At 66.2% G+C, this 17,865-nt stretch carries 15 protein-coding genes; 6 read left to right on the top strand and 9 right to left on the bottom strand.

The window, feature by feature from the left end; all coding sequences use genetic code 11:
- Positions 1-116 precede the first annotated feature (116 nt).
- Positions 117-1,472, top strand: a complete 1,356-nt coding sequence (locus LAQ58_RS03260) for a hemolysin family protein (protein ID WP_224449196.1) — start codon at positions 117-119, stop codon at positions 1,470-1,472.
- Positions 1,473-1,641: 169 nt separating this feature from the next.
- Here LAQ58_RS03260 and LAQ58_RS03255 read toward each other — a convergent pair whose 3' ends face one another.
- Positions 1,642-2,463, bottom strand: a complete 822-nt coding sequence (locus tag LAQ58_RS03255) for a hypothetical protein (RefSeq protein WP_224449195.1) — start codon at positions 2,461-2,463, stop codon at positions 1,642-1,644.
- Between the two features lie 171 nt (positions 2,464-2,634).
- On the opposite strand from LAQ58_RS03255, the gene LAQ58_RS03250 reads away from it, so the two are divergent.
- On the top strand, positions 2,635-4,134 hold the full coding sequence (locus tag LAQ58_RS03250) for a replication factor C large subunit (protein ID WP_224449194.1): 1,500 nt from the start codon (positions 2,635-2,637) through the stop codon (positions 4,132-4,134).
- Positions 4,135-4,184: 50 nt separating this feature from the next.
- On the opposite strand, the gene LAQ58_RS03245 is transcribed toward LAQ58_RS03250, so the two are convergent.
- The 3 genes from LAQ58_RS03245 to LAQ58_RS03235 form a co-directional block, all read right to left on the bottom strand.
- Complete coding sequence (locus LAQ58_RS03245; RefSeq protein ID WP_224449193.1) at positions 4,185-4,691, bottom strand: hypothetical protein; 507 nt, start codon at positions 4,689-4,691, stop codon at positions 4,185-4,187.
- On the bottom strand, positions 4,682-5,458 hold the full coding sequence (locus LAQ58_RS03240; RefSeq protein ID WP_224449192.1) for a M14 family zinc carboxypeptidase: 777 nt from the start codon (positions 5,456-5,458) through the stop codon (positions 4,682-4,684). The genes LAQ58_RS03245 and LAQ58_RS03240 overlap by 10 nt, the downstream gene beginning before the upstream one ends.
- A gap of 200 nt (positions 5,459-5,658) precedes the next feature.
- Positions 5,659-7,020 (bottom strand): M14 family zinc carboxypeptidase, encoded by a 1,362-nt coding sequence (locus LAQ58_RS03235; RefSeq protein WP_224449191.1) that lies wholly within the window; start codon positions 7,018-7,020, stop codon positions 5,659-5,661.
- Between the two features lie 187 nt (positions 7,021-7,207).
- Between LAQ58_RS03235 and LAQ58_RS03230 the strand changes: the two genes are divergently transcribed.
- Entirely contained in the window at positions 7,208-8,275 is a 1,068-nt protein-coding gene (locus tag LAQ58_RS03230) for a zinc-dependent alcohol dehydrogenase family protein (protein ID WP_224449190.1), read from the top strand.
- A 7-nt stretch (positions 8,276-8,282) separates the two neighbouring features.
- Here the strand turns inward: LAQ58_RS03230 and LAQ58_RS03225 are convergent, their stop codons facing one another.
- The 5 genes from LAQ58_RS03225 to LAQ58_RS03205 form a co-directional block, all read right to left on the bottom strand.
- Entirely contained in the window at positions 8,283-9,215 is a 933-nt protein-coding gene (locus LAQ58_RS03225) for an amino acid ABC transporter permease (protein WP_224449189.1), read from the bottom strand.
- Positions 9,212-9,970, bottom strand: coding sequence for an amino acid ABC transporter ATP-binding protein (locus tag LAQ58_RS03220; RefSeq protein ID WP_224449188.1), 759 nt, complete (start codon positions 9,968-9,970; stop codon positions 9,212-9,214). Before LAQ58_RS03220 ends, LAQ58_RS03225 begins: the two co-directional genes overlap by 4 nt.
- A gap of 45 nt (positions 9,971-10,015) precedes the next feature.
- Positions 10,016-10,741, bottom strand: coding sequence for an amino acid ABC transporter permease (locus LAQ58_RS03215; protein ID WP_224449187.1), 726 nt, complete (start codon positions 10,739-10,741; stop codon positions 10,016-10,018).
- A gap of 3 nt (positions 10,742-10,744) precedes the next feature.
- Positions 10,745-11,701: a basic amino acid ABC transporter substrate-binding protein gene (locus LAQ58_RS03210; RefSeq protein ID WP_224449186.1), complete on the bottom strand. Its 957-nt coding sequence runs from the start codon at positions 11,699-11,701 to the stop codon at positions 10,745-10,747.
- 130 nt (positions 11,702-11,831) lie between these two features.
- Positions 11,832-12,725 (bottom strand): COX15/CtaA family protein, encoded by an 894-nt coding sequence (locus tag LAQ58_RS03205; RefSeq protein WP_224449185.1) that lies wholly within the window; start codon positions 12,723-12,725, stop codon positions 11,832-11,834.
- Positions 12,726-12,952: 227 nt separating this feature from the next.
- Here LAQ58_RS03205 and LAQ58_RS03200 point away from each other — a divergent pair, with 227 nt between their 5' ends.
- From LAQ58_RS03200 to LAQ58_RS03190, 3 genes are all read left to right on the top strand, one after another.
- Positions 12,953-14,059 carry a M24 family metallopeptidase gene (locus LAQ58_RS03200; RefSeq protein WP_224450208.1) on the top strand — a complete coding sequence of 369 codons (1,107 nt, stop codon included), beginning with the start codon at positions 12,953-12,955 and terminating at the stop codon, positions 14,057-14,059.
- A 107-nt stretch (positions 14,060-14,166) separates the two neighbouring features.
- Positions 14,167-15,495 carry a DUF7544 domain-containing protein gene (locus LAQ58_RS03195; RefSeq protein WP_224449184.1) on the top strand — a complete coding sequence of 443 codons (1,329 nt, stop codon included), beginning with the start codon at positions 14,167-14,169 and terminating at the stop codon, positions 15,493-15,495.
- A 74-nt stretch (positions 15,496-15,569) separates the two neighbouring features.
- A complete protein-coding gene (locus LAQ58_RS03190) occupies positions 15,570-17,819 on the top strand; it encodes an NADP-dependent malic enzyme (protein WP_224449183.1) in 2,250 nt (749 codons plus the stop codon).
- Positions 17,820-17,865: the final 46 nt, after the last annotated feature.

Raw genomic sequence — 17,865 nt, 5'->3', positions numbered from 1 at the left:
TCGTGTCAGGTTCGCGACGACCGCCACCGTTTTTCCCGTTCGCGTGATACACTCCACATGTCTAACCTCATTCGACTCCCGGACGTCCTTCGGTCCGGCACGAGACAGGGGAAACGATGGTAGACGTCGCCCTCTCGGTCGGGCGGATACTGCTCGCGCTGTTTCTCGTGGTTCTCAACGGCTTCTTCGTCGCCGCCGAGTTCGCCTTCGTGAAGATTCGCTCGACACAGGTCGAAGCGCTGGCCGAGGGAGGCGGTCGGTCCGCGAAAATCGTCAAGGAAGCGACCGACAACCTCGACGACTACCTCGCGGTCAGCCAACTCGGCATCACCATCGCCTCGCTCGGACTCGGCTGGATCGGCGAACCGGCGGTGGCGGCGCTCATCGACCCGATTCTGGAGCCGGTTCTTCCGCCGGAGACGCTCCACATCGTCACCGTCGGCATCGGCTTCGGCATCATCACGTTCCTGCACGTCGTCTTCGGCGAACTCGCACCCAAGACGCTCGGCATCCAGGAGGCCGAGCGCATCGCGCTGCTCGTCGCCGTACCGATGAAACTGTTCTACTACCTCTTCGTCCCGGGCATCGTGGTGTTCAACGGGACGGCGATCTTCTTCACCCGACTCGTCGGCGTCTCCCCGGCCTCCGAGACCGACGAGACGCACACCGAGGAGGAGATTCTTACCATCGTCACGCAGTCGGGTCGGAAAGGAGACGTGGAGATGGAGGAGGTGGAGATGATAGAGGCGGTATTCGACCTCGGCGACACCGTCGCGCGCGAAATAATGACGCCGCGTCCGGACGTGATGACGATCTCGGCAGAGACACCGCTGGACGAACTCCGGTCGACCGTCGCGAACGAGCGATACACCCGCTACCCTGTCGTCGAAACCGACGATCCCGGTCAAGTCGTCGGGTTCGTCCACGTCAAGGACGTGTTCCGGGCGGTCGAAGGCGGACGTCAAGAGACCGATCGACTCCGCGCCCGCGACATCGCCCGCGAGGCTATCGTCATTCCCGAGGACCGCGATATCGACGATATACTGGCGGAGTTCCGTCGGCGAAAAATCCAACTTGCCGTGGTTATCGACGAGTGGGGTGCCTTCGAGGGCATCGTCACTATCGAGGACGTCGTCGAGGAACTCGTCGGCGAGATTCACGACGAGTTCGACGCCGAGGCAACGGAGCCGACCATCGAACGACGCGACGACGGCGGCTACACCTTCGAGGGCCGCGTCGCCATCAACGAAGTCAACGAGGCGCTCGGCACAGCGTTCCAGAGCGAGGAGTTCGACACCATCGGCGGACTGGTGTTGAGCGAACTCGGGCGCGCGCCGAAATCCGGCGACCGAATACTCGTCGACGGGTACGCGCTGACGGTCGAATCAGTTGACGGTACCCGTATCTCGAACGTCGTCGTCCGAGAGCGTAGCGGGGACGAGACGCAGGGCGACGAACAGGACGAAGAGTAGCAGGCCGAAAACGACTGCTTCGGCGGTGGCGGCCGCTCACTTTCCCGTCTGCGCCTCCAGTTAGCCGGAGGCGACGAACGAGTCGACGTACTCCGCCGCCTGTACCTCGCCCTACTCGTCGGCCGACGACATCGACAGTTGAAAGAAAGTCGTCGTGCCTCGCGTCACGCTACCCGCGGACGCGAACGTCGAACGCCGTCGTAATCAACGCTCCCTCCGGCTTCGTCTGCAGGAACAGTCGGTACCGCCCCGGCGTCGGAAAGCGTGCGTCGAACGCGACGCGGCCGCTATCTGGCTCAGTCTCCTCCGGGTGGACGTGTAGATACGCGAGGTCGCCCTCGCGGAGCGCGACGAGGTGACCGAGCGCGCCGAGGTACTCTTCCAGTTTCCGGACCGGGTCGTCGCCGCGCCGAACCTCGAACGTCAACTGCGTCCGCTCTCGGGACGCGACTTCGTCGGCGAGCAGTTCGACCTCGTACTCACCCGCAGTCGCTCGGCGCGACGAGTCGGGCCGTTCGTCGGTCGGTTCCGGACCCGTTCCCGACGCGAAGAGGTCGAACCCGAGCGTCGTCGACTGTCCGTCCACGACGACGTCGACGAACGCGCGGTACACTCCCGGGGCCGGGAGCGCGAACCCGTCGACGCGCCACGTCCCTTCGGACTGGAGTTCCGGATGCAGATGCTGAAACCGGGTCAGATCCCGTCGGACGACGACGAGGTGGGACCGTCGTCCGTGCGTCTCCTCGAAGTCGGTGACGACCGATCCGTCGTCGTCGACGATGCGGAACGTCCAGTCGGTGCTCGATTCCGAGTCGAATCGGGTCTCGGAGGGTTTGAGGCGGAGCCCGTTCGCCGCGACGGCTAATCCGCCCGGCACGGCGTGTTCTCCCGACGCATAACCCCGCGTCTCGGTCGATGAGTCGTCGTAGTGGCCGCGGTCGCCGTGGTCGTCGTGGTCGTCGTGGTCGCCGTGTGTCGAGTGGTCATCCATGTCCGGACGGTCCAGAGAGAACAGTATACCGCTTCGCACTACCGTACAACAAAGTCCCAACGTCGGACTGTTCGACTTCGGAGTCGGTACACCGTCGTCGACGGCGAAGACCGAGACGCGACAGCCGCCGCTCCGCAACCACTAAACGCGCCACCTGCTTCTGTTCGAGTAATGGATTGGACGGAGAAGTATCGCCCCCGGTCGTTGTCGGCGATACGCGGCAACAACAAGGCCCGCGACCAGTTCCGCGAGTGGGCCGAGACGTGGGACGACCACGGCGACGCGGTCATCGTCTACGGCAGCCCCGGCGTCGGCAAGACCTCCGCGGCGCACGCGCTGGCCAACGACATGGGGTGGGAGACCGTCGAGTTGAACGCCTCCGACCAGCGGACCGCCGCCGTCATCGAGCGCTTCGCCGGTCGCGCGGCGATGAACGAGACGCTCGGCGGGTCGATCTCCGGCGGCTCCGGCCGACAGCTCATCGTCCTCGACGAGGCGGACAACATCCACGGCAACTACGACCGCGGCGGCGCGCGTGCCATCACGAAACTCGTCAAGGAGGCAGGCCAGCCGATGGTGCTCATCGCCAACGAGTTCTACGAGATGAGCCGCGGTCTGCGCAACGCCTGCGAGTCCATCGAGTTCCGCGACGTGAGCGCGCGCTCCATCGTCCCCGTGCTCCGCGACATCTGCCGACAGGAGGGCGTCGAGTACGACTCGGACGCGCTCCAGCGAATCGCCGACGCCAACAGCGGCGACCTGCGCGGTGCGGTCAACGACCTGCAAGCCGCCGCGGAGGGGCGCGACGAGATCACCGAGGAGTCCGTCGCGACGAGCGACCGCGATCGTTCGGTCGGCATCTTCGAGTTTCTGGACCAGGTGCTGAAAGAGGAGTCCCCGCAGCAGGCGCTGTACACCTCCTACGACGTGGACGAGACGCCCGACGACCTCACGAAGTGGGTCGAGGACAACATGCTCGACGTGTACGAGGGCGAGGAGGTCGCCCGCGCCTACGAGTTCCTCGCGAACGCCGACCGCTGGCTCGGCCGGGTCCGCGCGAGTCAGGACTACAGCTACTGGCGCTACGCGGGCGACAACCTCGCCGCGGGCGTCGCCGCCGGGCGCGACGACACCAAGGGCGGGTGGACGCGGTACGGCCGCCCGCAGTTCTGGCGCTCGAAGGACAAGACCGGCGACGACGTCGCCCGCCGCGTCGCCGAGTCGAGCGGCACGAGCATGAGCATCGCCCGGCGACGAATCGTCCCGTATCTCTCGGTGATGACCCACCACTGCAAGCCGCGGGACCTCACCGTCGCGATGGCGGCGTACTACGAGTTCGAGGAGAAACACGTCGCCCACGTCACCGGCAGCGGCGAGTCGACGAAGAAGGTGCAGTCCATCGTCGAGGACGCGCAGGAATTGCGCGAGAAGGCGATGGAGGCGCACTCCGGCGGCGCGTTCGCGGAATCGCCGAGCGACGCCGATGGGGACGCAGCGGGTACAGCCGACTCAACGCGGACCGCCGCGGACGACGAAGAGAAAACGGAAACGGACGAAGCGGCGGAGTCGGCCGACGACGACGCCGAAAGCGTACCCGCCGATGCCGACGTAGACGGCGAAGATGACCGCGACAGCGATGACGGTCAGGCCGGTCTCACCGACTTCTTCTGAGGCGGGCGGTCACCGTTCGTCCACCGGCCATCGACCGCCTATTCGACCACTCACCGATTCGTGGGACCCCCCGACTCCAGCGGGAGGTCGAAGTACCGGTTCTCGTCGACGGCCCGGAGGTCGGGGTCCGCCGCCAGCGCCTCGAGCGTCCGTCGAAACGCCGCCCGCGAGACGGCGACCTTGTGGTCGTAGTCGATGCTGTCGGCCTCGTCGGACTGCCCGGCGACTTCGTACAGCATTCCAGCGGCGTTGGTCTCCGGGGAGAGCGCGTCGAGGTACGACCCCCAGAGCGGTTCGTAGCCGTAGCGCGTCACCGTCCCGAACCGACCGTCTGCGGTGAGTTGGAGGGCGACGAGGGCGTTCAGCCGAAGCGAGCGCCGACTCGTCTCGGCGTCGAGAAACGGGTTGACGACGCTTTCGAGAGGCTCGTCCGGTTCGTACGACGGCGCGCGTTCGAGATACGACGGCCCGAACGCTCCCATGACGCTCAGGAGCGACGGGGTCTCCGTTCCCCGTCCGCGCGGCGCGACGCTCTTGTGGTGGTGCGTTATCGCCACGTCGGGGCGCGCATATCGGTAGGAGTCGACGACGGCGGCGACTTCCGGCGTGAGGCCGAGACCGCACCCGCGGAGGGGTACTCCCGGTACGTCCGGTCGTGTCGCCACCGGCGCTTGCCGTCCTCCTCGTACTGCGTCCACCCTCCGGACGCACGGTTTCGAGACGAACGACCCGCACCGGTGACTCCGGCGGTCGGGTCGAAGTCCCGGTTCAGGTCGTAGCCGGGAGCCCGGTCGCCGGTGTGGTAGTCGGGTTCGTGTCGGGAGTCGCGCTGTCGCCACGGTTGGACGTTCTCGCGGCGGGTCAGGCGTTCGGAGTCACCGTCGCCGTCGTCGTCGCGCGCGTACATCGCGCCGTCGGGGTTCGCCCGGGGGACGATGGTGAGCGTGAGTCCGTCGAGGATGCCGGCGTTGGCTTCGGGGTCGTCGACCAGTTCGCGAACGACCGCCAGTACCGCCTCGGTTCCGGCGGGTTCGTCGCCGTGTAACTGCGTCACGATGTGGACGTTCGTCCCGCCCTCGCCGATTCTGAGTTCCCACAGCGGGTCATCCCGACCGGCGGAGCGACCGATTCGCCGGAGTGCGACGAGTGACGACCGCTTGTCCAGCGACCGCAGTTCGGCCGCGAGTCGGTCGTTGGTGAGCGACGCGCGGTTGTTGGTTGTCTGTCTGGTCTCAACACACGTCGCGCCGACGACCGAGTTAGCGGCGCTCGTCGCCGAAGCGACGGTTGCTCCGACCGCCGCGAGGTACTGTCGCCGTCTCATGGCTCGAAATCCATCTCGGATGAATCGACTTTCGTAAGGAAGACGAATGTCCTAAACGTTTTTCGGGCTGAAGTAGAACGTACGCACTGCTGGAGTGTCGGTCGTGGCGGTATTCCGTCACGAAGCGAAGGAACCGACGCTCCAGCGTGCCGATTCGCGGGTCGTCGTGACGGGGCTTTAGGGCGAGCGCCGCGTCCGTGCTAGCGAGTCTTCGCCGCCGTTCGGCGTGCCGCTCGCGCGGCGTCGGGGGACGTTCCGGGCGGGTACGCGTCCTCGATTTCGTCGCCTGCCAGCGGAATCTGGAAGTAGGCGTTCTCGTTCACCTCGTCCAGCGTCGGATCGTCGGCCATCGCCTCGAACGACTCGACGAACCCCGCTCTCGACACCTCAACTTTCAGCCCGTACGCGCGCGAACCGACTTCGTCGGACTGCCCCGATACCTCGTAAAGCATTCCGGCGGCGTCGGTCTGCGGACACATCGCGTCGAGGTACGACCCCCACAGCGTCGTGTAGCCGTACCGTGTAACGGTGTCGAAGACGTCCCACGGCCCCTCCTCGGCGAGGCGGTCGGCCACGAGCGTGTTCAGCCTGAGCGACCGCTGGCTCGTCTCGCGGTCGATGAAGGGGTTGACGACGTCGGCGACCGGCTGGTCCTCCTTCGGGTCGTAGAACGGCGCGCGCTTCAGGTACGACGGGCCGAACGCGGCCATGACGCTCATCACCGACGGCTCCTTGCCCCTCTGTTCAGGGTCGCGCGGAATCCCCTGGTGGTGGTGCGTGATGGCGTAGTCTGGATCCGCCTCGAGGAACGACTCGGTGACCGCTCGAACCTCCGGCGTGAGCCTGAGACCGCTGGCTTTCAGCGTGTTGTCTCGATACGGCATGTCGAGTTGCCACTGGGGCTCTCCTTCACCGTCTTCTTCTTCTTCGATCTCCGTCCACCAGTCGGCCTCCGCGTCCTCCGGGGCGTCGAAGTCGGTCCGGATGTTGAAGTCGCGGTTCATGTCGTACCCCTCCGGCGGGTTCTCGGCGTTGTGGTAGTACGGCTCGTAGCGGGAGTCGTCGTCGTCCCACGACTGCGTGTTCTGTCGGCGGGTGATGCGCTCGGAATTACCGTCGCCGTCGTAGTCGCGCGCGTACATCGCGCCGTCGGGGTTGACCCGCGGCACGATGGTCAGCGACATGTTGTCGAGCACGTCCGCGAATCGGTCGGTGTTCGTGGTCAACTGCCTGAGGACGACGAGTATCGCCTCGGTTCCGGCGGGTTCGTCGCCGTGAATCTGGGTGATGAGGTGGACGTTCGTGTCGCCGTCGCCGAGTTGCACCTCCCAGAGCGGGTCGCTGCAGCCCGCCGACTTGCCGATCTGGCGGAGGTCGATGAGGTCGCTGTCCGCTTCGAGCTGCGCCAGTTCGTCGGCAAGTTGTTCGTTAGTGAGATACGCGCTGGGGTCGGGGACGTAGCCGTCGTCGCGCTGCTTTGCTCGGGTGGCGCCTGTGACGCCGGGCAGCGTCGCGGCCGCCGCGGCGAGTCCGGTCGATGTGAGGAACTGTCTTCGTTTCATGGTCGAATCGCGCACTTCGTATGTTCACACGATAAATGACTAAACATTTTGATTGAATCAGGGAAATTATCTTTGCGGAGAGTCTCGTCGACGGTACACACTCTCCGTCTGCAATCAGTGTCGGCGTACCGCCCTATCCGCCCGTCGAACGCGCAGGTTTTTGTGACGACTTCGCATACCTCGGCGCATGCGTGCCGCAGTCTTACGCGAGTACGGTGAACCGCTCGTCGTTGAAGAGGTAGACGCTCCCGACCCGAACCCGCACGGCGTCGTCGTCGACGTCGAGGCCTGCGGCATCTGCCGGAGCGACTGGCACGCGTGGCAGGGCCACGGCGAGTGGGCCGACGACCAAGTACCCGAAGGCCAGATTCTCGGCCACGAACCCGCGGGCCGCGTCGTCGCCGTCGGCGAGCGCGTCGACCACCTCCGCGAGGGCGACCGAATCGCCGTCCCGTTCAACCTCGGCGACGGCACCTGTCCGTACTGCCGGAACGGCCACGGGAACGTCTGCGAGGACGGGCTCTCGCTCGGCTTTCAGGCCGAGGCCCCCGGCGCGTTCGCCGAGCAGGTCCACGTCCCCTATGCCGACTACAACGCGATGCCGCTGCCAGACGGCGTCGCCGCTCGCGACGTGGCAGCCCTCGGCTGTCGGTTCATGACCGCCTTCCACGGACTCACGCACCGCGCCAACCTCCGAACGGGCGACTGGGTGGCGGTCCACGGCTGCGGTGGCGTCGGTCTCTCGGCGGTTCAAGTGGCGAACGCCGTCGGTGCGCGTGTGGTCGCCGTCGACATCGACGCCCGAAAGTTGGACCTCGCACGCGAGGTGGGCGCGGACGCCACCGTCGACGCGAGCGAACTCGACAGTCGCGGCGTGACGAGCGCGATTCGCGCCGAGACCGACGGTGGCGCGCACGTCTCCGTCGACGCGCTCGGCCTCGAAGAGACGTGCCGGAACTCGGTATTTTCGCTGCGCAAGCGTGGCACGCACGTCCAACTCGGGTTGACGACGGAGAAGGAGCGCGGCGAGGTGTCGCTGCCCACGGACAGAATGACGATGCAGGAGATCTCCTTCCTCGGCTCCCGCGGCATGCCGCCGACGCGCTACGAGGAACTGTTGGGTCTGTTGGCGACGGGCGACGTGGACCCCGGCGCGCTCGTGAGTCGCGAAGTGTCGCTCAACGAGGTGCCGGAGCGACTGGCGGCGATGACGAACTACGAGACGGAGGGTATCGAAGTCGTGATGGAGTTCTGAACGCCCGCTACCGCTTGCTTCCGGTTCCTAATCCCGGAATTGACGTCCGGTCCTCGACGTAGTTCATCAGCCGAGACGCCGTGATGACGAGCGCGAGGTAGAGCAGCGCGGTGATGGTGAACATCGCCGTGTAGCGGAAGTTCGAGGAGGCGATGTCGTTGGCGCGCTTGAACAGCTCGGGGACGGTGATGAACGCCGCCAGCGAGGAGTACTTGATGAGGTAGATGAGCTCGTTCGTCCACCCGGGGATGGCGAATCGGAGCCCCTGCGGGAGCACGACGTAGCGGATCGCCTGTATTTTCGAGAGACCGATGGCGCGCCCCGCCGTGAGCTGTCCGGTGTCGACGCTCTGCAGCGCCGAGCGGATGTACTCCGCCTGGTAGGCGGCGCTGTTGAGGATAAAGCCGACGAGCGCCGCCCACGCGGCGTTGTTGGCGAACACGCCGTCGAGGAAACCGGGGACGAGCCCCGAGAAGTTCAGCCCGTAGTAGAGCACGAACAACTGCGCGAGAAGTGGCGTCCCGCGCAGGAGTTCGGTGTAGACGAGCGAGACGTACTTCGTGAGGTTGCCGTAGACGCGGGCAACGCTCAGCGGCACGGCGATGAAGAAGCCGAAGAAGATGCCCACGACCGTGAGTACGAGCGTGAGCCACACCCCCTCTGAGAGTATCGGCAGATACTCGACGGCGAACGCGAGCGCGTCGAACGCCCCCGCGAGGCCCGGAACCCCCGCTCCGAGCGACTCGATCGTCGCCGGCGCGACGAACGGCTGGCCGACCGGCACGAGCAGGCCGCCGAGCCAGTCGTTGGCCCACCGAAGCAGGAGCCAGCCCCAGAAAACCACCCCGGCGGCGACGAGTAGCGCCCGCCCGACCGCGCCGGTCGAGAGGCGCGGTTCGCCTTCGCTCTCCCGGGTGGCGTCGACGACTGGTTCGCTCATGAGTGCATCTCGGTGATGCGCCGCAGGAACGACGCCGTGCGATCCTGTTCGGGGCGGTCGAACAGCTGTTCGGGCGGGCCGCGTTCGACGATGCGACCGCCGTCGAGAAACAGCATCTCGGAGGCGACAGAGCGCGCGAAGCTCATCTCGTGGGTGACGACGAGCATCGTCATGCCGCGCTCGGCGAGGTCGTGCATCACCTCCAGCACCTCCCCAATGAGTTCGGGGTCGAGCGCGCTCGTCGGCTCGTCGAACAGCATCAGTTTCGGCTCCATCGCGAGCGCGCGGGCGATGCCGACGCGCTGCTTCTGACCGCCGGAGAGCTCGCCGGGATACGAATCCGTCTGCGGCGCGAGTCCGACCATCTCCAGGTGTTCGTCAGCGCGCTTTCGTGCCTCCTCCTTGCTGAGGCCGAGGACGCGGCGCGGGCCGAGCGTGACGTTTTGTCTCGCCGTGAGGTGCGCAAAGAGGTTGAAGTCCTGAAACACCATCCCGACCTGCTTGCGGAGTTCGTTGACGTCCGCGTCCGGACCGGTCACCCGCTCGCCGTCAAGGTAGATGTCGCCGCTGTCGACTTCGGTGAGTCGGTTGACGCACCGGAGCATCGTCGACTTCCCCGACCCGCTCGGGCCGACGAGCACCGTCACGTCGCCCCGGTCCATCTCGAAACTGATGTCGCGGAGTACTTTCTCGGTCCCGTAGCTCTGGGAGACGCGGTCCACCTCCAGTAGATGTGTAGTATCGCTATCGCTCATCTGTGTCGACCTCCGTCTGACCGCTCGAAACGCGCGAAATCGCCGTCACGCCTGCTCACCGCCTGGTATCTCGTAGTACGACCCGACGAGATCCAGTCCCCGGTTCGTGACGAACGTCAGCACGAAGTAGATTGCGCTGACGAACAGCACGACTTCCAGCACGGCCGTCGTCTGCCGGACGAACAGGTCGTAGCTTCGCGTCAGCAGTTCGGCGAGACCGATGGCGAAGACGACGCTGGTGTCTTTGAGGACGATAGTCACCTCGTTCTGGAAGCCCGGAACCGACCGTCGGAGCGCCTGCGGGACGACGACGTAGCGGATGGCCTCGAGCTTGCTCATCCCAACCGAGCGCGCCGCCTCCAACTGTCCCTCGTCGACGCTCTGAATCGCGCCGCGGAAGATCTGCGACTGGTACGCCGCACTCCGCAGACCGAGACCCAACGCGCCCGCGATGAACGCGTCCGAGAGCGTCACGGTCACGTCGAACAGTCCGAGCGTGAGACTCGGTGTCGAGAAGACGAAGTACATGAAGATGAGGATGACGACGATGGGTGTCCCTCGAAGCACGATGCCGACGACTTCGACGACGAACCGACTCACCCGGCCGCCGTACACCTCCACGATACCCGCCGGGAACCCGACGAGAAAGCCGAGAAGCATGCTGACGACGGTGAGTGTCACTGTCAGCACTGCACCGACGAGGAGATACGGGGCGTTGTCGATGACGAACGCCCAGTCGCCCGTGGCCTGTGCGACGACCGTCGGGTCCATCCGTTACTCCCCGACGGCGGACGAGTTCGAGCTGTTCCCGGACTCGTTACCCGAGGACTCGTTGCCCGACGCTTCCTCGCCGGAGCCGCCGAACCACTCGTTGCGAATCTCCTCGTATCGGCCGCTGTCGCGGACCGCCTGCAGGCCCTCGTTGAGCGCGGAGACGACGTCGTCGTCGTTCTGTCGGAGACCGAAGCCGTAGCGCTCGCCCGTCTCGTAGACGAACGCGATTTCGACGTTGCGCTGGTCGGCGAACGTCTGCGCGACGGGCTGGTCGATGACAAGCGCGTCGACGTTGCCGTTTTCGAGGTCCTGCACCGCCAGCACGTAGTTGCCGTACGTGCGGAAGTTCGACTGCTGGATGTCGCCGTCGGCGACGAGTTCGTCTTCGACGACGCCCGCGCCGGTTGTCCCCTCCTGAGCACCGACGGTCTGCCCGGAGAGGTCGTCGAGCGACTGCGGACTGAAGTCGCCGTCGCCGCTGACCAGAATCGCCTGGTCGGCGTTGTAGTAGGGGTCCGAGAACGCGATCGTCTCCTGACGGTCCTCGGTGATGGTCATCGCGGCGGCGATGACGTCGATGCGGTCGTTCTGCAGCGCTGGGATGAGCGAGTCGAACTCGAACTCCTCCCAGGCGGCGAGCGTGTAGTCGGTCTCTTCGACGACCGCCGACAGCAGGTCGATGTCGAAGCCGACCAGTTCGCCCGACTCGTTTTTGAACTCGAACGGCGGGAATCCCGGCGCGGTTCCGGGGACGATCTCCATGTTTCCGCCGTCGCCGTTGCCGTTGCCGCCGTCGGTTCCGGTGTCGTTGCCGGATCCGCCGTCTCCGCCGCCACCGCCGTCGCCGCCGCTATCGACGGTGCATCCGGCGGTTGCGGTGATTCCCGCGACGCTGCTCGCCCCGACAAACTTCAGGTACGTCCGACGACTGACGCCAGACTGACCGTTCGACTTCATATCAATAGACGAGGCCGAGCAGACGTTTCAACTTTTCTTCCTGACGCGATACCACCACCCCGATTGATGTGTTTTTCAACCGAGAAAGTCACCGCACGAATAAAAATCATGGAATGTGGAGAGTCAGCGATTAGTCGCCGCTGACGCCGTGCGTCGGCGGCGTTCCGGCCGTCTCCGCCCGCCGAGCGAGCAACGTCGCCGCGGCGATGCTGACGAGTGCGAGACCAAGCAGCAACGCGTTGAGGTCGCGAACGAGCGCCGTGTACGCGACGAGGTCACGACCGAGGAGCGCGGAGACGACGACGAGGCCGAGCGCGGAGAGAACTAGCGGGCGGAGTCGCGCCACCGCCACCTGCGCGGCCGACGCCCGCGAGAGCCACAGCAGCGCCGCCAGCAGCGCCGCGACGACCGCCAGCGACGCGCCGATGAACACCGGTTGCGCCGTCGGTCCGTACGGAACGACGTCCCAGACGCGACTCGTCAGCGCCGCGAACGCGACGAGTATCAGCGCCGCCGGAAGCGCGAGGTTCACGCGTTCGAGTGCCGAGCGACGGAAGCGGCCCTCGTAGGCGCGCAGCGTGCCGTACGTCAGCGAGCCGAAGATGATCAGCGCGACGACGAAGTGGGCGGCCTGCGTCGGCACCGAGTAGCCGTTCGGAACGAGTCCGGACAGCGTCACCGTCACCGCGCCGATGCTCACCTGCAGCGGCAACACGGCGAGCGCGAGCGTCATCGACAGCTTGACGCTGCGGTTGCTCCCGCGCTTCCAGGCCCACGCGGCCGTCCCGAGAATCTGGAAGCCGACGACCATCGCGACGAGGCGGTGGAACCACTCGATGAAGCTCGGAACGGTCTGGGGTAGCAGGCCGTTGTCGCAGAGCGGCCACTGCGCGGAACAGGCGAGTCCTGAGCCGGTCGCGGCGGTGTAGATGCCCAACATCATGAGTAGTCCCGTCGACGCGGTGGTGAACGCCGCGAAGCGCCGGAACGAGAACCAGTCCGGGCGGGTGCGTGTTCTCAGCATAATTCCTAGCGCAGATTCGGGAACGAGCGTACTTAGACCTGTCCGAACGGTCATCTGGTCGGATCTTCGAACGCCCAGTCGTCGAGTCCGTCGGGTCGAGGACGAAGCCGGTGACCGCCTTCGACCGGTTGAAGTACGTGCCGCCGTTCAACTCGAACGTGACCGACCACACCGACGATACCGGGACCAACGAGAGCGGAAGCGTCGACGCGACCGATTCTGAGCGGCTGGCCGACCGGCGGCGGCGACTCGGCGAGTATCTCGACGAGACCGGTCTCGACGCCGTCTGGTTCGCCCGCCCGAACTCCTTCGCGTGGCTCACCGGCGGCGACAACGTCGTCAGCGCGACGGCCGACCTCGGCGTCGCCGCCGCAGGTTACGTCGTTGCGGAGAACGGAGACGCCGAAGACGGCGAGTTCCGCGTCGTCACCGACAACATCGAAGCGCCGCGCCTCGCCGACGAGGAACTCCCTGAGGAGTTTTCGGTAGAGTCGGGGCAGTGGTACGAGTCGTCGCTCGCGGAACTGGTCGCCGAACACTCGCCCGAGAGCGCCGCGGCGGACTTCGACGTCCCGGGGTTCGAGACGGTCGACGCCTCGGCGCTCCGGCAACCGCTCTCGCAAGGCGACATCGAAGCCTACCGGAAACTCGGCCGCGACACCGCCGCGGCCGTCGAGCAGGTCTGTCGCCAACTGGAACCCGAGGACACCGAGCACGAGGCGGCGTCGGCGCTGCGCGTGACCCTCTCGGCTCGCGGCATCAACGCGCCCGTCGTGCTCGTCGGCGGGGCCGAGCGCGCGCAGTCGTACCGCCACTACACGCCGAAACTCGAACCGCTCGGCGACTACGCGCTCGTCTCCGTGACCGCCGAACGCGGCGGTCTCCACGCGAGCATGACCCGGACCGTCGCGTTCGACCCGCCGGAGTGGCTCGCAGAGCGATTCCAGAACGCGGCGCGGGTCGAAACGACGGCGCTGGCGGCGACGCGCGACGTGGCGCGTGACGACGGTCAGGCGTCGGCGGTGTTCGAGGCGATTCAGAACGCGTACGAGCACGTCGACTACCCCGACGAGTGGCGAAACCACCACCAGGGCGGCGCGGCCGGCTACGCCGGGCGCGAGTGGTTCGGGAGTCCGACGGCCGACGACCTCGTCCGGACGCCGATGGCGTACGCGTGGAACCCGACGATTCAGGGCGCCAAGAGCGAGGACACGGTGCTCGTCACCGAGGACGGCTTCGAGGTGCTGACCAGGACCGGCGAGTGGCCGACGCAGGAGGTCGACGCCATCGACTCCGACGCCACTGTCGAGCGCCACGACGTACTGACGCTGTAGTCGTCGCCTCCCGGCCGTGCAGACGACCACGTAGACGACCGCGTGGTCGGTCGAATTCCGCCCTTTCGACGGCAACGTATTTGTCGTGTGGGTGAAATCATGCGACCGTGCCCTGGTACGCAATCGACGCAATCGACGACGCGATAGATTCGAGTCGTCGGTTTCTGTTCCCGTTCAGCCTCGGTCGGTGGCTCCGACTCGCAGTGATCGTCTTCTTCCTCGGCGCGCTGAGCACCGGCGGTAGTCCGCCGAACCTCGGCGGGTTCAGCAACGTCGGCGACGCGCCGACGCAACCGGGGCCGACGCCGGCGCCGCAGCCGACGCCGGACGTAGACCCCGGCACGCTCACCGAAATCGCCCTCCTCTTCGGTGGTCTCGTCGCGGTTCTCGTCCTCCTGAGTCTCCTGTTCGGACTCGTCGGCGACGTGATGCGCTTCGTCTTCCTCGACGCCCTCCGCACCGGAGACGTGCGCATCCGCAGTCCGTTCCGCCGTCGACTCGGCAAAGGCCTTCGACTGTTCGGTTTCAAGTTAATCCTCAACCTTCTCGTCGGTATCCCGATATTCGTCGGCGTCGCCCTCTTCGTGCTCGCGTTCGCCGCACCCGGACTCCTGTCCGGTTTCGGCATCGACCCCGGGATCTTCGCCGGACTCGGTGGCGCGGGCCTGCTGGCTGTGTTCGCCCTCGCCGCCCTCCTCGGCATCGTCGTCGGTCTGCTCGTCGGACTGACGGACACGTTCGTCACCGCGGTGATGCTCGTCGACGACGTCGGCGTCGTCGAGGGGTGGCGACGCTTCTGGCCGACGCTCCGCGACGAGTGGAAGCAGTACCTCGTCTACCTCGTCATGCGGGCCATCCTCGGCATCGGCGTCGGCATCGTCACCAGCATCGTCGTGGCGATCCCCGCACTCGTCATCGGCGCGGTAACCGTCATCGTCCTCATCGCCATCGCGAGTGCGTTCGGCGCGACGTTGTCGGTCGTGACCGCCGTGCTGGGTGCGCTGACGGTACTCGTCGCCCTGGTGGCGTTCCTCTTCGTCGCCCTCCCCGTCGGCATCGTGGTCCAGACGTACTTCCGAATGTACGAACTGATGGTGCTCGGGCGCTCGAACGAGGCGTTCGCGCTGGTGCCGCTTCCGGACGACGGCGACGGCGACCATGACGGAAACGACGGAGACGAGAACCGCGGGTACGGACCCGACGGCGACGACGGCGGCGCTGGCGGCGCTGGCGACGCTAGCGGATCTTCCAGCGACCGAACCGGCGACGGGAGACTCGGTAGCGACCGAAACGACGACCGGTCCGCCGACGAGCCGCCGTCGCGAGAATCGACGACCGACGACACGGCGCCCTCGGACGGTGACGACGCCGACGACGACGCCGAGCGGCGCGACGACCGCGATTCGGGTTTCTCGTTCGGCGGCGACGTCCGCTGAATTTCGTCGTTTGTCGAACTACGTTATCGACACTATTGCATAGCTTTTTGCCGACGGAGGGAGTCGCCGCAGCCATGGGGCTGGATGACGACGCACGGGAGTACCACCGACAAGCACCTCCCGGCAAAATCGAAATTTCGACGACAAAGCCGACGAACACCCAACGCGACCTGAGCCTGGCGTACTCGCCGGGCGTCGCCGCACCGTGTTTAGACATCGCCGACGACGCCGACGAAGCGTACAACTACACGGCAAAGGGGAACCTCGTCGGCGTCGTCTCGAACGGCTCGGCGGTTCTCGGTCTCGGCAACATCGGCGCGCAGGCGTCGAAACCCGTCATGGAGGGGAAGGGCGTACTGTTCAAGCGCTTCGCCGACATCGACGTGTTCGACATCGAACTCGACCGCGCCGAACCTGACGAAATAATCGAGTGCGTCTCCGCGATGGAGCCGACGTTCGGCGGCATCAACCTCGAAGACATCAAAGCGCCGGAGTGCTTCGAAATCGAGGAGCGCCTCCGCGAGCAGATGTCGATTCCCGTCTTCCACGACGACCAGCACGGGACGGCCATCATCTCGGGAGCGGCGCTGCTCAACGCCGCGGAGATCGTCGAGAAAGAGCTCTCCGAGCTCGACATCGTCTTCTCCGGTGCGGGCGCGAGCGCCATCGCCACCGCCCGCTTCTACGTCTCGCTCGGTGCGAAGCGCGAGAACATCACGATGTGTGACTCCTCGGGCATCATCACCGTCGACCGCTCCGACGAGGTCAACGAGTTCAAGCGCGAGTTCGCCGCCGACCGCCCGAACGGCAACCTCGCGGACGCGATGGAGGGCGCGGACGTGTTCGTCGGCCTCTCGGTCGCCGACATCGTCTCCCAGGAGATGGTGCGGTCGATGGCCGACAACCCAGTCATCTTCGCGATGGCGAACCCAGACCCCGAGATAACCTACGAGGCGGCCAAAGACGCCCGCGACGACACGGTCATCATGGCGACGGGTCGCTCCGACTACCCGAACCAGGTGAACAACGTGCTCGGCTTCCCGTTCATCTTCCGCGGCGCGCTCGACGTCCGCGCGACGGAGATAAACGAAGAGATGAAAGTCGCCGCGGCGAGGGCGCTCGCCGAACTGGCCCGGCAGGACGTGCCTGACGCCGTGGTGAAGGCGTACGGCGACCAGCCGCTGCAGTTCGGCTCGGAGTACATCATCCCGAAACCGCTCGATCCGCGCGTGCTGTTCGAGGTGGCTCCCGCCGTCGCACAGGCCGCGATGACCAGCGGCGCGGCGCGGAAGGACATCGACGTGACCGACTACGAGGAGCGTCTCGAAGCCCGTCTCGGCAAGTCCCGGGAGATGATGCGCGTCGTGCTCAACAAGGCAAAGTCGAACCCGAAGCGCGTCGCCCTCGCGGAGGGCACCGACGAGAAGATGATTCGCGCGGCGTACCAGATACAGGAGCAGGGCATCGCCGAACCCATCCTCCTCGGCGACGCGGACACCATCCGTACGACCGCCGCGGACCTCGGCTTGGAGTTCGACGCCACCATCGTCGACCCGGCAGGCGAGGACCACGAGCAGTACGGCGACCGACTCCACGAACTCCGCCGACGCAAGGGTATCACCCGGAGCGAGGCGGGCGAACTGATCAGCCGCGACAGCAACTACTTCGGCAGCGTGATGGTCGAACAGGGCGACGCCGACGCGCTCCTCACCGGTCTCACGCACCACTACCCGAGCGCGCTCCGGCCGCCGCTGCAGGTCATCGGCACCGCAGAGGACGCCGACTACGCCGCCGGCGTGTACATGCTCACGTTCAAGAACCGCGTCATTTTCGCCGCCGACACGACGGTGAACCTCGACCCGACGGCGGACGTGCTCGCGGAGGTTACGAAACACACCGCCGAACTCGCGCGCCGGTTCAACGTCGAACCGCGCGCGGCGATGCTGTCGTACTCGAACTTCGGCAGCGTCGACAACGAGGGGACCCAGAAGCCGCGCAACGCAGTAGACATGCTGCACGACGACCCCGAGGTCGACTTCCCCGTCGACGGCGAGATGCAGGCCGACACCGCCGTCGTGGAGGACATCCTCGAAGGCACCTACAACTTCACGGAACTCGACGAACCGGCGAACGTGCTCATCTTCCCGAACCTCGAAGCCGGGAACATCGGCTACAAACTGCTCCAGCGCCTCGGCGGCGCGGAGGCCATCGGCCCGATGCTTGTCGGCATGGACAAACCCGTCCACGTGCTCCAGCGCGGCGACGAGGTTAAGGATATCGTGAATCTGGCCGGCGTGGCGGTCGTCGACGCACAAGAGGAGTAGAGACTGATCGTCGGCGACGGCCGACTCTGGTTTTTCTTTTCATTGT

This window comes from Haloprofundus salilacus (assembly GCF_020150815.1).
Taxonomy (GTDB): Archaea; Halobacteriota; Halobacteria; order Halobacteriales; family Haloferacaceae; genus Haloprofundus; species Haloprofundus salilacus.
Note: the sequence above shows the minus strand (reverse complement) of the source record. Positions and strands in the feature narration are given on the sequence as shown.

Bases quoted from the DNA above. Each gene is read 5' to 3' on its own strand.
- LAQ58_RS03190 (WP_224449183.1), top strand. From the start codon at position 15,570: ATGGGGCTGGATGACGACGCACGGGAGTACCACCGACAAGCACCTCCC.
- LAQ58_RS03230 (WP_224449190.1), top strand. From the start codon at position 7,208: ATGCGTGCCGCAGTCTTACGCGAGTACGGTGAACCGCTCGTCGTTGAA.
- LAQ58_RS03220 (WP_224449188.1), bottom strand. From the start codon at position 9,970: ATGAGCGATAGCGATACTACACATCTACTGGAGGTGGACCGCGTCTCC.
- LAQ58_RS03260 (WP_224449196.1), top strand. From the start codon at position 117: ATGGTAGACGTCGCCCTCTCGGTCGGGCGGATACTGCTCGCGCTGTTT.
- LAQ58_RS03225 (WP_224449189.1), bottom strand. From the start codon at position 9,215: ATGAGCGAACCAGTCGTCGACGCCACCCGGGAGAGCGAAGGCGAACCG.
- LAQ58_RS03235 (WP_224449191.1), bottom strand. From the start codon at position 7,020: ATGAAACGAAGACAGTTCCTCACATCGACCGGACTCGCCGCGGCGGCC.
- LAQ58_RS03240 (WP_224449192.1), bottom strand. From the start codon at position 5,458: ATGAGACGGCGACAGTACCTCGCGGCGGTCGGAGCAACCGTCGCTTCG.
- LAQ58_RS03210 (WP_224449186.1), bottom strand. From the start codon at position 11,701: ATGAAGTCGAACGGTCAGTCTGGCGTCAGTCGTCGGACGTACCTGAAG.
- LAQ58_RS03250 (WP_224449194.1), top strand. From the start codon at position 2,635: ATGGATTGGACGGAGAAGTATCGCCCCCGGTCGTTGTCGGCGATACGC.
- LAQ58_RS03205 (WP_224449185.1), bottom strand. From the start codon at position 12,725: ATGCTGAGAACACGCACCCGCCCGGACTGGTTCTCGTTCCGGCGCTTC.
- LAQ58_RS03255 (WP_224449195.1), bottom strand. From the start codon at position 2,463: ATGGATGACCACTCGACACACGGCGACCACGACGACCACGACGACCAC.
- LAQ58_RS03215 (WP_224449187.1), bottom strand. From the start codon at position 10,741: ATGGACCCGACGGTCGTCGCACAGGCCACGGGCGACTGGGCGTTCGTC.